Origin of the sequence: Dyella sp. KRB-257 (assembly GCF_049445995.1) — a bacterium.
Classification (GTDB): Bacteria; Pseudomonadota; Gammaproteobacteria; order Xanthomonadales; family Rhodanobacteraceae; genus Dyella_A.
On the sequence record NZ_JBMSDZ010000006.1, the window covers coordinates 111,138 to 126,314 of the forward strand.

13 protein-coding genes are annotated in these 15,177 nt (G+C 70.9%); all 13 read left to right on the plus strand.

Features of this window, described 5'->3' with window-relative positions:
- Positions 1 to 3 precede the first annotated feature (3 nt).
- The 13 genes from rsmH to ftsZ all read left to right on the plus strand — a co-directional run bounded on the left by rsmH (position 4) and on the right by ftsZ (position 14,992).
- A complete protein-coding gene (rsmH, locus tag ACO2Q2_RS06665) occupies positions 4 to 954 on the plus strand; it encodes a 16S rRNA (cytosine(1402)-N(4))-methyltransferase RsmH (RefSeq protein ID WP_423254976.1) in 951 nt (316 codons plus the stop codon).
- Positions 951 to 1,223 (plus strand): cell division protein FtsL, encoded by a 273-nt coding sequence (ftsL, locus tag ACO2Q2_RS06670; protein ID WP_423254977.1) that lies wholly within the window; start codon positions 951 to 953, stop codon positions 1,221 to 1,223. The genes rsmH and ftsL overlap by 4 nt, the downstream gene beginning before the upstream one ends.
- Positions 1,220 to 3,037, plus strand: a complete 1,818-nt coding sequence (locus tag ACO2Q2_RS06675; RefSeq protein WP_423254978.1) for a peptidoglycan D,D-transpeptidase FtsI family protein — start codon at positions 1,220 to 1,222, stop codon at positions 3,035 to 3,037. Before ftsL ends, ACO2Q2_RS06675 begins: the two co-directional genes overlap by 4 nt.
- Positions 3,034 to 4,512: a UDP-N-acetylmuramoyl-L-alanyl-D-glutamate--2,6-diaminopimelate ligase gene (locus ACO2Q2_RS06680; protein WP_423254979.1), complete on the plus strand. Its 1,479-nt coding sequence runs from the start codon at positions 3,034 to 3,036 to the stop codon at positions 4,510 to 4,512. Before ACO2Q2_RS06675 ends, ACO2Q2_RS06680 begins: the two co-directional genes overlap by 4 nt.
- Entirely contained in the window at positions 4,509 to 5,882 is a 1,374-nt protein-coding gene (locus tag ACO2Q2_RS06685) for a UDP-N-acetylmuramoyl-tripeptide--D-alanyl-D-alanine ligase (RefSeq protein WP_423254980.1), read from the plus strand. The genes ACO2Q2_RS06680 and ACO2Q2_RS06685 overlap by 4 nt, the downstream gene beginning before the upstream one ends.
- Positions 5,872 to 6,954, plus strand: coding sequence for a phospho-N-acetylmuramoyl-pentapeptide-transferase (mraY, locus tag ACO2Q2_RS06690; RefSeq protein WP_423254981.1), 1,083 nt, complete (start codon positions 5,872 to 5,874; stop codon positions 6,952 to 6,954). Before ACO2Q2_RS06685 ends, mraY begins: the two co-directional genes overlap by 11 nt.
- Positions 6,954 to 8,195, plus strand: a complete 1,242-nt coding sequence (gene ftsW, locus ACO2Q2_RS06695; RefSeq protein ID WP_423254982.1) for a putative lipid II flippase FtsW — start codon at positions 6,954 to 6,956, stop codon at positions 8,193 to 8,195. The genes mraY and ftsW overlap by 1 nt, the downstream gene beginning before the upstream one ends.
- A complete protein-coding gene (gene murG, locus ACO2Q2_RS06700) occupies positions 8,192 to 9,268 on the plus strand; it encodes an undecaprenyldiphospho-muramoylpentapeptide beta-N-acetylglucosaminyltransferase (protein ID WP_423254983.1) in 1,077 nt (358 codons plus the stop codon). The genes ftsW and murG overlap by 4 nt, the downstream gene beginning before the upstream one ends.
- Positions 9,265 to 10,707, plus strand: a complete 1,443-nt coding sequence (gene murC, locus ACO2Q2_RS06705; protein WP_423254984.1) for a UDP-N-acetylmuramate--L-alanine ligase — start codon at positions 9,265 to 9,267, stop codon at positions 10,705 to 10,707. Before murG ends, murC begins: the two co-directional genes overlap by 4 nt.
- The gene (locus tag ACO2Q2_RS06710; protein WP_423254985.1) at positions 10,707 to 11,699 is read left to right on the plus strand and encodes a D-alanine--D-alanine ligase; all 993 of its coding nucleotides are present in this window, start codon (positions 10,707 to 10,709) and stop codon (positions 11,697 to 11,699) included. Before murC ends, ACO2Q2_RS06710 begins: the two co-directional genes overlap by 1 nt.
- On the plus strand, positions 11,696 to 12,433 hold the full coding sequence (locus ACO2Q2_RS06715; RefSeq protein WP_423254986.1) for a cell division protein FtsQ/DivIB: 738 nt from the start codon (positions 11,696 to 11,698) through the stop codon (positions 12,431 to 12,433). The genes ACO2Q2_RS06710 and ACO2Q2_RS06715 overlap by 4 nt, the downstream gene beginning before the upstream one ends.
- A 28-nt stretch (positions 12,434 to 12,461) precedes the next feature.
- On the plus strand, positions 12,462 to 13,694 hold the full coding sequence (ftsA, locus tag ACO2Q2_RS06720; protein ID WP_423254987.1) for a cell division protein FtsA: 1,233 nt from the start codon (positions 12,462 to 12,464) through the stop codon (positions 13,692 to 13,694).
- 119 nt (positions 13,695 to 13,813) lie between these two features.
- The gene (gene ftsZ / locus ACO2Q2_RS06725) at positions 13,814 to 14,992 is read left to right on the plus strand and encodes a cell division protein FtsZ (protein ID WP_423254988.1); all 1,179 of its coding nucleotides are present in this window, start codon (positions 13,814 to 13,816) and stop codon (positions 14,990 to 14,992) included.
- Positions 14,993 to 15,177: the final 185 nt, after the last annotated feature.

The following is a 15,177-nucleotide window of genomic DNA, read 5'->3' on the forward strand; positions in this document are numbered from 1 at the left end:
GGCATGGCCCAGAGCCGGAATACCAATTCAGGCTCGGCGCCGCTGCAGCACATTCCGGTGATGCTGGGCGAAGCTGTGGAGGGTCTCGCCGTGAAAGCGGGCGGGCGCTATCTGGATGGCACGTTTGGACGCGGCGGTCACGCCCGCGCGGTGCTGTCGCGCCTGGGCCCCGATGGCCGCCTGCTGCTGATGGACCGCGACCCGCAGGCGATCGCCGCCGCACAGGCCGCGTTCGCCGATGACCCGCGCGTGGCCATCCGCCACGCCAATTTCTCCAGCCTCGCCGAGTGGGACGAGACCGCCGCGGGGCTGGACGGCGTCCTGCTCGACCTGGGCGTGTCCTCGCCGCAGCTGGACGAGGCGGCGCGCGGTTTCAGCTTCATGGCCGATGCGCCGCTGGACATGCGCATGGATACCACCCGGGGCGAAAGCGCGGCGGAGTTCCTGGCCCGCGCCGACGAGCGCGAGATCGCCGACGTGCTGTGGCAGTTCGGCGAGGAGCGCCACGCCCGCCGCATCGCCCGCGCCATCGTCGCCGACCGCGAGGCCAGCCCATTCACCCGCACCGGCCAGCTCGCCGCGCTGATCGAGCGCGTGGCCGGGCGCCGCGAGCCGGGCAAGCATCCGGCCACGCGCAGCTTCCAGGCCTTGCGCATCCGCGTGAATGGCGAGCTGGAATCGCTGCAGCGCGGGCTCGACGCGGCGCTGGAGCGGCTGAAGGTGGGCGGGCGCCTGTCCGTCATCAGTTTCCATTCGCTGGAGGATCGCGCGGTCAAGCTGTTCATCCGCGACCATTCCGGGCGCACCCAGGGCAGCCGGCGCGGCCCGCCGGTGGCGGCGGCGCCGGCACGGCTGGTGCCGGTAGGCAAGGCGCAGTTCCCCTCCGATGCGGAGCAGGCGGCCAACCCGCGTTCGCGCTCGGCGGTGCTGCGGGTGGCGGAGAAGCTCGCATGAGGATCTTCGGCGCCATCGCCCTCCTCGGCCTGCTCTGCCTGGTGCTGATCACCGCGCTCGGCGTGGTGTGGACGCGCCACGAGAGCCGCGTGCTGTTCGTGCAGCTCACCAGCCTGCAGAACCAGCGTGACGATCTCAATGTGGAGTACGGCCGGCTCGAACTGGAGCAGGCCACCTGGGCCGAGCCGCGGCGCATCGACCAGGAAGCGCGCACCAAGCTCGGCATGGTGGCGCCGGAGCCGGCCGAGATCCAACTGGTGCGTCGATGAGCCGGCCGCGCAAGGTCACGCCGATGCAGCCGGGGCGACGCCATGCGGCCGGCCCCAGCCCGCGCCGCCGCCTGGCGGTGGTGGTCGTGCTGCTGGGCCTGGCGTCGCTGGGGCTGGTCGCGCGTGCGTTCGACGTGCAGGTGGTGCGCAAGGAGTTCTACCAGGCGCAGGGCGATGCGCGCTTCCTGCGCGAGGTGCCGATCGCGGTATCGCGCGGCACCATCTTCGATCGCAACGGCGAGCCGTTGGCGGTGTCCACGCCGATGGTGTCGATCACCGCGGTGCCCGCGCAGGTGCTGGCGAACGACGACCAGCTGCCGCAGCTCGCCGCCGCGCTGGGCGCACAGCCGGACCAACTGCGCGAGTACCTCGAGCAGCGCGCCGGCCGCGAATTCACCTACCTCAAGCGCCAGATGAGCCCGGAGGACGCCCAGGTGGTGCTGGATCTCGGCATCCCGGGCATCAACGGGCAGCGCGAGTTCCGCCGCTACTACCCGTCCGGCGAAGTCACCGCGCACGTGCTGGGCTTCACCAACATCGACGACCACGGCCAGGAAGGCCTGGAGCTGGCGTTCGACGACTGGCTGTCCGGCCAGCCCGGCAGGAAGCGGGTGATCCGCGACAACAAGGGCCACATCGTCGAGGACGTCGAGCAGGTGCGCGAGCCCAAGCCGGGCAAGAGCCTCACGCTGAGCATCGACCGGCGCATCCAGTTCCTCGCCTACAGCGAGCTGAAGGCGGCGGTGGAAAAGTCCGCGGCCGACTCCGGCACCATGGTGATCCTCGACGTGAAGACGGGCGAGGTGCTGGCGATGGTCAACATCCCCACCTACAACCCGAACGCTGTGGGCAGCAGTGCGGCCTCGGCGCGGCGCAACCGCGCCGTCACCGACGTATTCGAGCCCGGCTCCACCATCAAGCCGATCCTGATGGCGGCGGCACTCTCCAGCGGCAAGTTCACCCCCACCAGCCCGACCATCGACACCACCGGCGGGCACTGGTTCTTTGGCGGCCACGACATCCATGACACGCACGATTACGGCGTGCTCACGCCCACCGGCGTGATCACCAAGTCGAGCAACGTGGGTGCGGCGCACATCGCCATGCAGCTCGACACCGGGCTCATGTACGACACCTATCGTGCGTTCGGCTTCGGCAACTCCACCCAGAGCGGTTTTCCGGGCGAGGCGTCGGGGCGGCTGCGCATCGGGCGCGACTGGCGCCCGCTGGAGAAGGCGATCCTCGGCTACGGCTACGGCCTGAACGCCACCGCGCTGCAGTTGGCGACCGCCTATGCGGCGCTCGGCGACGGCGGTGTGCTGCACACCCCGACCTTCATCAAGGACGGGCAGACCGAAGCCACCGCGGTGATCGATCCGCGGATCGCGCGCGAGATCGTCGACATGATGGAGACCACCACCCAGCCCGGTGGCACCGCCGCGCCGTGGGCGTGGATCGCCAACTATTCGGTGGCGGCCAAGACCGGCACCGCGCACAAGGCGCAGGCCGGCGGTTACGCCAAGGATGCCTACGGCGCCGCCTTCGCCGGCCTGGTGCCGGCCAGCCATCCGCGTCTGGCCGCGGCGGTGGTCATCGACAACCCGCGCAAGGGCAGCTATTACGGCGGCCTCGTCTCCGGTCCGGTGTTCGCCAAGGTGATGGACGGCGCGCTGCGCCTGCTCGACATCCCGCCGGACAACATCGGCCGCTGGTACGTGGGCGGCCCGATGCAGGGCAAGAACGGGCTGATCGGCAGCAAGCCGCCGGACGCGCCGAACATCGAGGAGGCGCCCGTGGACCGGGCGACGCCATGACCGGATCGCGTCTCGACCGCCTGCTGCTGGGCCTGGCCGACACCGCCGCGCTCGGCGGCATCGTCGTTTCCGGCCTCTCGCTCGACTCGCGCGACGTGCGTCCCGGGGTTGCCTTCGTCGCCCTGCGCGGCACCCGCCGGCATGGCATCGCCTTCGCCGCCGACGCGGTGGCGAGCGGGGCGGTGGCGGTGATCGCGGACGCGCCGGCACCGCTCGATGCGCCCGCACTCGGCGTGCCGGTGGTGTGGATCGACGCGCTGGCCGAGCACGTCGGCGAGATCGCCGCGCGCTTTCACCGCCACCCCACGCAGGAGCTGCGCGTGCTCGGCGTCACCGGCACCAACGGCAAGACCTCCACCGTGCAGTTGCTGGCGCAGGCGCTGGATTGCCTCGGCCATCGCGCCGCCAGCATCGGCACGCTGGGCGCCGGGCTGGTGGGCCGGTTGCGCGAAGGCGAGCGCACCACGCCGGACGCGATCAGCGTGCAGGCGCAGCTGGCGGCGTTCCGCGACGCCGGCGTCAGCCACGTGGCGATGGAAGTCTCCTCGCACGCGCTGGTGCAGGGACGGGTCAACGCGGTCGATTTCGAAGTCGCCGCCTTCACCAACCTCACCCGCGACCACCTCGACTACCACGGCAGCATGGAGGCCTACGGCGCGGCCAAGGCGCGCCTGTTCACCTGGCCGGGACTGCAGGCGGCGGTGGTGAACATCGACGACGCCTTCGGCGCCGTGCTGGCCGGGCGGTTGCCTGCCACGCTGCGCCGGCTGCGGGTGAGCGCGGCCGGCCACGCGGACGCCGAGGTGGCCGCCACCGGCATCGTCACCTCCGGCGAGGGGCTGGCGTTCCGGCTGCGCACGCCGTGGGGTTCGCGCGCGATCCGCAGCCCGCTGCTGGGACGCTTCAACGTGGCCAACCTGCTCACCGTGGTGGCCTGCCTGGGCGCGCTGGGCGAGTCGTTCGAGCCGGTCGTGGCCGCGGTGGAATCGCTCTCGCCGGTCAACGGCCGCATGAACCGCCTCGGCGACGGCCTGCGCCAGCCGCTGGTGGTGATCGACTACGCGCACACGCCCGACGCGCTGGAGCAGGCGCTCGCCGCGCTGCGCCCGCACTGCGCCGGACGGCTGCTGTGCGTGTTCGGCTGCGGCGGCGAGCGCGATGCCGGCAAGCGCCCGCAGATGGGCGCGATCGCCGAGCGCCTGGCCGACCTCGCCATCGTCACCGACGACAACCCGCGCGGCGAAGACGGCGACGCCATCGTGGCGCAGATCGTGGCCGGCTTCGCCGACCCGGCGCGCGCGCGCGTGCTGCGCGACCGCGAGGCGGCGATCCGGCTGGCGCTGTCGCTGGCCCGCCCCGGCGACGTGCTGCTGATCGCCGGCAAGGGCCACGAGACCTACCAGGAAGGCGCCCACGGCAAGCGTCCGTTCGACGACATGGCGGTGGCGCGCGCCGCACTGGAAGCCTGCGCATGATGTCGCTCAACACCATCGCCCTGTGGACCCACGCAACGCGGATCGGCGACGACGTGGCCGTGCAGGGCGTGGCGATCGACACCCGCAGGCTCAAGGCCGGCGACCTGTTCGTGGCGCTGCCCGGCGAGCGGGTGGACGGTCACGACTACGTCGCCGAGGCGATCGCCCGCGGCGCCGTGGCGGCGATGGTCACGCGCCGGCTCGACCTCGCCGTCCCGCAGTTGCTGGTGAACGACGCCGCCGCGGCGCTGGGTGACCTGGCCAGCGCGGTGCGCGCGCAGCGCGACGTGCGCGTGGTCGGCATCACCGGATCCAACGGCAAGACCACGGTGAAGACGCTCACCGCGTCGATCCTCGCGCGCCACGGCCGCACCCACGTCAACGCCGGCAACTACAACAACGAGCTGGGCCTGCCGCTGACCCTGCTGGCGATGCCGCAGGATGCGCAATTCGCGGTGCTGGAGATGGGCGCCGGCAAGCCCGGCGACATCGCCTACCTCGCCGGCATCGCGCGCCCCGACGTGGGCGTGATCACCTGCATCGCGCCGGCGCACCTGGAGCGCATGGGCAGCATCGAAGGCGTGGCCGAAACCAAGGGTGCGCTGTACCAGGCACTGCCCGCCGACGGCGTGGCGATCATCAACGCCGACGACGCGTTCGCGCCGTTCTTCGCCGGGCTGGCCGGCTCGCGCCGCGTGCTGCGCTACGCCCTGGAGCAGCCAGCCGAGGTCACGGCGGACATCCTCGAGCAGCGCGTCGACGGCTCGCGCTTCGTGCTGCGGACGCCGCAGGGCGACGCCGCGATCGCGCTGCCGCTGGCCGGCCGCCACAACGTCGCCAATGCGCTGGCCGCCACGGCCATCGCGCTCGCGCTGGAGGTGCCGCTGGCGACCGTCGTGGCAGGCCTCGAGCAGGCCGACGGCGTCGCCGGCCGCCTGCAGGTGGAACCCATGCCCGCCGGCTGGACCCTGATCGACGACAGCTACAACGCCAATCCCGGCTCGGTCACGGCAGCCATCGATACCTTGGCGCTGGCGTCGGGCGAGCGGGTGCTGGTGCTGGTGCTGGGGGACATGGCGGAACTGGGCGCCAATGCCCGCGCCCTGCACGCCGGCATCGGCGCCCACGCGAAGGCGCGCGGCATCGACCGGCTGCTCGCGGTCGGCCCGCTGAGCGCGGCCGCGGTCGAGGCCTTCGGCGAGGGCGCGGCGCATTTCGACGGCAAGGAAGCGCTCGTTGCCGCGCTGCAGCCGTTGCTGCACGACGGCGTCACCTGCCTGGTGAAGGGCTCGCGATCGGCGGGCATGGACCAGGTGGTCTCGGCCTTGCGCCCCCAAACCGACCGCGGAGGCGCGCCCCATGCTGCTTGAACTGGCCGACTGGCTGGCCCGGCACTTCACCGCCGTGCACCTGTTCCAGTACATCACCTTCCGCACCATCATGGCGGCGCTCACCGCGCTGGCGATGTCGCTGCTGTTCGGTCCGGCGGTAATCCGCAGGCTGGCCCAGCTCAAGGCGGGGCAGGTGGTGCGCAGCGACGGCCCGCAGACACATCTGGCCAAGGCCGGCACGCCGACCATGGGCGGCGTGATGATCCTGCTGTCGGTGGTGATCGCCACGGTGCTGTGGGCCGACCTGCACAACCGCTACGTGTGGGTGGTGCTGGCGGTGACGCTGGGCTTCGGGGCGATCGGCTTCTACGACGACTACTGCAAGATCGTGCTGCGCGACAGCCGCGGCCTGGCCTCGCGCTGGAAGTATTTCTGGCAGTCGGTGTTCGGCCTGATCGCCGCCTGGTTCCTGTTCCACACCGCGCAGCTGCCGGCGGAAACCGCGCTGTACGTGCCGCTGTTCAAGCAGGTGGCCATTCCGCTCGGCGCGCTGTTCGTGGTGCTGGCCTACTTCATGATCGTGGGCTTCTCCAACGCGGTGAACCTCACCGACGGTCTCGACGGCCTGGCGATCATGCCGACCGTGCTGGTGTCCGGTGCGCTGGGCATGTTCGCCTACCTGGCCGGCAACAAGGTGTTCTCCGAATACCTGGGCATTCCCTCGATTCCCGGCGCGGGCGAGCTGTCGATCTACTGCGGCGCGCTGGCCGGCGCGGGGCTGGGCTTCCTGTGGTTCAACACGTATCCGGCGCAGGTGTTCATGGGCGACGTCGGCGCGCTGGCGATCGGTGCGGCGCTGGCGGCGATCGCGGTGATCGTGCGCCAGGAGATCGTGCTGCTGGTGATGGGTGGCGTGTTCGTGATGGAAACCGTGTCGGTGATGATGCAGGTGGCGAGCTTCAAGCTCACCGGTAGGCGCATCTTCCGGATGGCGCCGATCCACCACCACTTCGAACTCAAGGGCTGGCCCGAGCCGCGCGTGATCGTGCGCTTCTGGATCATCAGCGTGGTGCTGGTGCTGATCGGCCTTGCCACGTTGAAGGTGCGCTGATGTTCGGCTTCGGGACCAGCCAGGCGGTGAAGCGGCAGGGGCCGCGCGGCAGCTACGACCTGCCGCTGCTGCTCGGCCTCGTCGGACTGGCCAGCATGGGCGTGGTGATGGTCGCCTCCAGCTCCATCGCGGTGGCCGACAGCCAGCACATCGGCGCGTTCTACTACCTCAAGAAGCACCTGTTCTATCTCGCGCTCGGCATCACCCTGGCCGGTTTCGCCATGCGGGTGGAGCTGAAGCTGCTGGAGAAATACTCCGTGCCGCTGCTGCTCGCCGCGGGCCTGATGCTGCTGGCGGTGTTCGTGCCGCACTTCGGCATGCGCATCAACGGCGCACGGCGCTGGCTCAACCTGGTGGTGATCAGCTTCCAGCCAGTGGAGGCGGTAAAGCTGATTCTCGTGGTGTACGTGGCGAGCTTCCTGGTGCGCTACCGCGACAGCGTGGAGAACACCTTCTGGGGCCTGCTGCGGCCGGTGATCGTGGCAGGCGTGATCGTGCTGCTGCTGCTGGCCCAGCCGGACTTCGGCTCGGCCACGCTGGTGATCGCGATCACCATCGGCATGGTGTGGCTGGGCGGCGCGCGGCCGGTGTTCCTGTTCATCATGGGCCTGCCGCTGATGCCGCTGCTGGCGATCGCCGCCACCAGCGAGAGCTACCGCATGAAGCGGCTCACCTCGTTCATGGACCCGTGGAAGGATCCGTTCAACGACGGCTTCCAGCTGACCCAGTCGCTGATGGCGATCGGTCGCGGCGAATGGACCGGCGTCGGCCTCGGCTCCAGCGTGCTGAAGCTCTCCTACCTGCCCGAGGCGCACACCGATTTCATCCTCGCGGTGATCGGCGAGGAGCTGGGGCTGGCCGGCGTGATCGCGGTGATCGCGCTGTTCACGCTGGTGGTGGCGCGCGGTTTCATCCAGGGTCTGCGGGGGATCGAGGTGAACCAGCGTTTTGCCGGCTACGTGGCATTCGGCATCTCGATGATGATCGGCCTGCAGGCGATGGTGTCGATCGGCGTGAACCTCGGCGCGCTGCCGACCAAGGGGCTCACGCTGCCGCTGATCAGCTCGGGCGGTTCATCGGTGCTGTTCACCTGTGCGATGGCCGGCGTGCTGCTGCGCGCCACCTACGAAATCAACCGCGCCCGCGACGCGCGCCAGATGGCCACGCGCATGCCGGCGCTGGCGGTGCGCGACGCAAACGCGGCCCCGGCCGCGCGCGAGCGCGAGGCGGAGGCCGCATGAGTGCCACGACGCGCCCCGTGCTGATCATGGCCGGCGGTACCGGTGGCCACATCTTTCCCGGCCTGGCCGTGGCCGACGTACTGCGCGCGCAGGGCGTGCCGGTGGCGTGGCTGGGTGCGCGCGGCGGCATGGAAACCCAGGTGGTGCCGGCCCACGGCATCGAACTGCACGCGGTGCCGGTCGGCGGCCTGCGCGGCAAGGGCTGGAGGACGCGCCTCGGCGCCCCGCTGATGCTGGCGCGCGCGCTGCTCGCCTCGCTCGCCGTGCTGCGCCGGCTGCGTCCGCGCAGCGTGCTGTCGATGGGCGGCTATGTGGCCGGTCCCGGCGGCCTCGCTGCGCGGCTCACCGGCACGCCGCTGCTGGTGCACGAACAGAATTCGCTGGCCGGCTACACCAACCGCAAGCTCGCCGGGTTCGCCCACCGGGTGCTGACCGGCTTCGATGGCGCGCTGCCGAACGCCACGTGGGTGGGCAATCCGGTGCGCGCGTCGATCGCCGCGCTGCCGGCGCCGACCGAGCGCATGACCACGCGCAGCCGCCCCGCGCGCCTGCTGGTGCTCGGCGGCAGCCTGGGTGCCCGCGCGCTCAACCTCATCGTACCCAAGGCGCTCGCCGCGATGCCGGTGGATCAGCGCCCGCAGGTGCTGCACCAGTGCGGCAAGCGCGGTATCGCTGAGGCGCGCCGAGCCTATGCCGAAGCCGGTGTGGCGGCCGACGTGGTGCCCTTCATCGACGACATGGCCACCGCGTACGGCGAGGCCGACCTCGCCGTCTGCCGCGCGGGGGCGCTCACCCTGGCCGAGCTGACCGCGGCGGGACTCGGCGCGCTGCTGGTGCCGTACCCGCACGCGGTCGACGACCACCAGACCCGCAACGCCGAGGCGCTGGTCGCCGTTGGCGCCGCCGAACTGATCAAGGAAAACGCACTGGACGCACAGCAACTCGCGAGCCGCCTGAGCGCCCTGCTCGCCGACCGCCCGCGGCTCGTGGCGATGGCGGGTGCCGCGCGCAGTCTGGCCAGGCCCGATGCGGCGCAATCCATCGCCCGCGCCTGTCTGGAGGTGGCCGCATGACGCCGCGCCGCCTGCTGCAGCACGAAGACCTGATGAGCACCTTTCGCCGGGTGCACTTCATCGGCATCGGCGGCGTCGGCATGAGCGGCATCGCCGAGGTGCTGCACAACCTCGGCTACGCCGTGTCCGGCTCGGACCGGTCGAATTCCGCCACGGCGCAGCGCCTGGCCGGGCTGGGGATCGAGGTGCGCATCGGCCACGAGGCCGCGCACGTGGGCGATGCCGACGTGGTGGTCACCTCCAGCGCGATCCGCGTCGACAACCCGGAGCTGGTGGCCGCGCGCGCGGCGCGCATTCCGGTGATCCCGCGCGCCGAGATGCTGGGCGAGCTGATGCGCTTTCGCCGCGGCATCGCGATCGCCGGCACGCACGGCAAGACCACCACCACCAGCCTGGTCGCCAGCGTGCTGGCCGAGGCCAACTACGACCCGACCTTCGTCATCGGCGGCCAGCTCAACGCGGCCGGCGCCAACGCGCGCCTGGGCACCGGGCAGTACCTGGTGGCCGAGGCGGACGAGTCGGACGGCTCGTTCCTGCTGCTGTCGCCGGTGATCGCCGCGATCACCAACATCGACGCCGACCACCTGGAGAACTACCACGGCGATTTCGCCGAAGTGAAGAAGGCATTCTCCGACTTTCTGCATCGCCTGCCGTTCTACGGCCTGGCGGTGCTGTGCGTGGACGACGCGGAAGTGGCCGCGCTGGCGCGCGACACCTCGCGCCGCATCATGACCTACGGCATCGAGCGCAGCGACGCCGACGTGCGCGCCGTCAACGTGACGCAGCGCGGCTTCACTATGCACTTCGACCTGGTGCTGCCGGGCCGCGCCGAGGCGCTGCCGGTGCAGCTCAACCTGCCCGGCAGGCACAACGTGCTCAACGCGCTGGCGGCTGCCGCGATCGGCTGGCAGCTGGGCGTGGAGGCCGAAGCCATCGGCCGCGCGCTGGCCGGGTTCCAGGGCGTCGGCCGTCGCTTCCACGCGCGCGGCGAGCTGGCGCTGGAGCACGGCGGCTGCGCGCTGCTGATCGACGACTACGGCCATCACCCGCGCGAACTGGCCGCGGTGTTCGCCGCCGCCCGCGGCGGCTGGCCGGAGCGCCGCCTGGTGGTGGCCTTCCAGCCGCACCGCTACAGCCGCACGCGCGACCTGCTCGACGATTTCGCCAACGTGCTGGCGGAAGCCGACGTGCTGCTGCTGACCGAGGTCTACCCGGCCGGCGAGGCACCGATCGCCGGCGCCGACGGCCGCGCGCTGGCGCGCGCCGTGCGCGCCCGCGGCAAGGTCGATCCGGTGCTGGTGGAGCATCCGCGCGATTTCAAGGACACCCTGCCGACCCTGCTGCGCGACGGCGACCTGCTGCTGCTGCTGGGCGCCGGCGACATCGGCGCCGCGGCGCTGGAGCTGGCCCGGCCGGGCAGCCTGAGGACCCACAAGTGATGAACAAGATCAACGATCCCGCCCAGTTCGGACGCGTCGCCGTGGTGATGGGCGGCAGCTCGGCCGAGCGCGAGGTGTCGCTGGACTCCGGCCGCAACGTGCTCGCCGCGCTCAAGACGCTCGGCGTCGATGCGCACGGCATCGACGGCATCCCGGCGCTGCTGGACGCGCTGCGCGCCGGTCATTTCGCGCGCGTGTTCAACATCCTGCACGGCCAGCATGGCGGTGGCGAGGACGGCGTGCTGCAGGGCGCGCTGGAATCGCTCAACGTGCCGTACACCGGCTCGGGCGTGCTCGGCTCGGCGCTGTCGATGGACAAGACGCGCTCCAAGCGCGTGTGGCAGTCGCTGGGCCTGCCGACGCCGCGGTTCGCGGCGCTGCCGCGCGGCGCCGATCCCGGAGCAGGTTCGGGGCAGGCTGTGCACGCCGCCGCGCGCGAGATCGGCTTTCCGCTGATCGTGAAGCCGGCCTGCGAGGGCTCCAGCGTGGGCGTGACCCGCGTGTTCGAGGAGCAGGACCTGGACGCGGCGGTCGAGCTGGCGGCCCGGTATCCCGGCGACCTGCTGATGGAAACCCTGATCGAGGGCGACGAGCTGACCGTGGCCGTGCTCGGCCGCGAGGTGCTGCCGTCGATCCACATCGTCCCGCAAGGGGCCTTCTACGACTACAACGCCAAGTACGTCGCCGAGGACACCCGCTACATCTGCCCGGGACTGCAGGGCGATGCCGAGGCCGAACTGCGCGCGCTGTCGCTGCAGGCCTTCGACGCGCTCGGCTGCAGCGGCTGGGGTCGGGTCGACGTGATGCGCGACCGCGCCGGCCGCAACTGGCTGCTGGAAGTGAACACGGCACCCGGCATGACCTCGCACTCGCTGGTGCCCAAGGCCGCCGCCGCCGCAGGCATCTCCTACGAGAAATTGTGCTGGCGCGTGCTGGAGACGAGCCTTGAAGAGCCGAGCCCCGAGTCCCGCGACAAAGGAGAAGCCGAATGAAGGGCGGCATCCGCCTCGTCGCCTGGTGCCTGGCCATCGCCCTGGTGGTGTTGCCGGTCGTCGGCGTGCTGCGCGGCTGGTTCGCGGCCGATCGCTGGCCGGTCACCCGGCTCACCGTGCAGGCGGAGTTCCATCACGTGAAGGCCGAGCAGATCCGCGACGTGGTGCGTCCGCGGCTGGGGGGCGGCTTCTTCGCGCTCGATCTCGGCGCGGTGCAGAAGGCGGTCGCCGCGCTGCCGTGGGTGGAGTCGGTGGAGGCCAGCAAGCGCTGGCCGGACACCCTGCTGCTGCGCATCCACGAGCGCCAGCCGTTCGCGCGCTGGAACGACAGGCAGCTGATCAGCCGCCAGGGGCAGGTGTTCGACGTGCCGCCCAGCGAGCTCGATGCGAGCCTGCCCAGCCTGCACGGACCGGACGACCGACTCGCCGAGGTGGTGAGCTTCTACGCCGACACCCGCAAGGCGTTCGGCGGCACGCATCTGCAGATCACCGGCGTGTCGCTCACCGAGCGGGGCAGCTGGAGCCTGGGCACGGCCGACGGCGCGCAGATCGTGCTGGGCGATCGCGAGCAGGCGGCCCGGCGGCTGCGCCGCTTCCTCGATGTGTATCCGCAAGTGGTCGCCGGCCACGCCACCGGCTTCGCCTATGCCGACCTTCGCTACACCAACGGTTTCGCCGTGCGCTGGCAGCCGGCCGCCGGCGCCGCCAACCAGACAGGTGCGCCCCGCACATGACGACGAATTGCCCCATTGAGCCCGGCCTATGAAGACGCGCAACGACAAGCAACTGGTCGTCGGCCTGGATGTCGGCACCTCCAAGGTGGTGGCGATCGTCGGCGAGTACGAGCCGGGCGAGCCGATCGAGGTGATCGGCATCGGCTCGCACGTCTCGCGCGGGCTCAAGCGCGGTTCGGTGGTGGACATCGAGTCGACCGTGCACTCGATCCAGCGCGCGGTGGAAGAGGCCGAGCTGATGGCCGGCTGCGACATCCGCTCGGTGTTCGCCTCGATCTCCGGCAGCCACCTGGAAACGCGCAACTCGCACGGCACGGCGGCGATCCGCGACCGCGAGGTCACCCCGGGCGATCTCGACCAGGTGCTGGAGGCGGCCAGCGCGGTGGCGATCCCGGCCGACCGCAAGGTGCTCTACAAGGAGTCGCAGGAATACCGCATCGACGGCCAGGACGGCATCCGCTCGCCGGTGGGCATGAGTGGCGTGCGGCTGGAAGCCTCCGTGCATCTGGTCACCGGTGCGGCGGCCGCGGTGCAGAACATCACCAAGTGCATCCAGCGCTGCGGGCTGTCGGTGGACGAGCTGGTGCCTTCCGCCGTGGCCAGCGCCAAGTCGGTGCTGACCGAGGATGAGCGCGAGCTCGGTGTGTGCCTGGTCGACATCGGTGCGGGCACCACCGACATCGCCATCTACACGCAGGGCGCGATCCGCTACACCAGGTCGCTGCCGGTGGGCGGCGACCAGGTCACCAACGACATCGCCTACGGTGTGCATACGCCGACCGCGCATGCCGAAGAGATCAAGATCAAGTACGCCTGCGCACTGGCCCAGTTCGCGCACGCCGACGAGACCATCCAGGTGCCCAGCGTGGGCGATCGCCCGCCGCGCCGGCTGGCGCGCCAGTCGCTCGCGCAGAGCGTGCAGGCGCGCTACGAGGAAATCTTCGAGATGGTGCAGGACGAGCTGCGCCGATCCGGCTACGACAGCCTGATCGCGGCCGGCATCGTGCTCACCGGCGGCGCCGCCCGCATGGAGGGCGCGCTGGAGCTGGCCGAGGAGCTGTTCCACAAGATGGTGCGCGTGGGCGTGCCGCAGCACGTGAGTGGGCTTGGCGAGGTGATGTCCAGCCCGCTGCATTCCACCGGCGTCGGCCTGCTGCTGCACGGCGCACGCAGCGGTGGCGTGCGGCACGGCGGCCCGGTGGGCGGCGGCATGGGCGGACCGCTGGACAGGCTGCGTGGCTGGTTCAAGAAAAACTTCTGATTGCATTGGGCGGTGCCGGAGGCGCTGCCACGGGCGAACGGAAACGCCCACCACCACGGCCCGACAGGAGTCATCCGCCGCGGTTACAACGACAACTAAAGCTCTATGGAGGACGGGAAATGTTTGAACTGATCGATAAATTGACCCCCAACGCAGTCATCAAGGTCATCGGCGTGGGCGGCGGCGGCGGCAACGCCGTGGCGCACATGCTCAATGCCAACATCGAAGGCGTCGAGTTCGTCGTCGCCAACACCGACGCGCAGGCCATGAAGAGCTGCGGTTCGCGTACCCACCTGCAGCTCGGTGCCAACGTCACCAAGGGCCTCGGCGCCGGCGCCAACCCCGAGGTCGGCCGCCAGGCCGCGCTGGAAGACCGCGAGCGCATCGAGGAGATGCTCGACGGCGCCGACATGGTGTTCATCACCGCCGGCATGGGCGGCGGCACCGGCACCGGCGCCGCGCCGGTGGTGGCGCAGCTGGCCAAGGAGAAGGGCATCCTCACCGTGGCGGTGGTGACCAAGCCGTTCCCGTTCGAGGGTCGCCGTCGCATGCAGGTGGCGCTCAAGGGGATCGAGGACCTCAGCCAGCACGTCGACTCGCTGATCACCGTGCCGAACGAGAAGCTGCTGTCGGTGCTGGGTCGCGAAGTCACCCTGCTGAACGCGTTCAAGGCCGCCAACGACGTGCTGCAGGGCGCCGTGCAAGGCATTGCCGACCTGATCACCGCCCCGGGCCTGATCAACGTCGACTTCGCCGACGTGCGCACCGTGATGTCCGAGATGGGCATGGCCATGATGGGCTCGGGCACCGCCCGCGGCGACGACCGCGCGCAGGCGGCGGCCGAGGCGGCCATCAACAACCCGCTGCTGGAGGACGTCAATTTGAATGGCGCCTGCGGCATCCTGGTCAACGTCACCGCCGGCCCCAACCTCACCATGCGCGAGTTCGACGAGATCGGTCGGGTGGTCCACGACTTCGCCAGCGAGGATGCCACCGTGGTGATCGGCACCTCGCTCGACCCGGATATGCAGGACGACGTGCGCGTCACGGTGGTGGCCACCGGCCTCAACCGCGCGAACGTGCGCCAGCCGGTGCGTCCGGTGCCGACCCAGCAGGTGGAGATGCGCCAGCGTCCGCGTCCGGTGGTGCTGCGCACCGGCACCGGCAACGAGGTGGTGGACTACGCCCAGCCGGACGTGGTCAGCTCCAGCCGTCATGATGGCGCGCCGACCAAGGCGGCGGAGTCGGGGTTCGACTATCTCGACATCCCCGCCTTCCTGCGTCGCCAGGCGGACTGAGCGGGTATCGGGGAGCGCGCCGGAACCATCCGCCCCGGCACCGGTCTCACCACCTTCGGTGACGCCGGCGCGGCAAAGCGGGGGATTCGGGTCCGGTCCGTGACCCTGTTCGCGTTCGCCGATGCCCTCGCAAATGTGAAGGCGTTGGCAAAGCTGCGTGTCCGGATGACCCGTGGCAAGCCTCA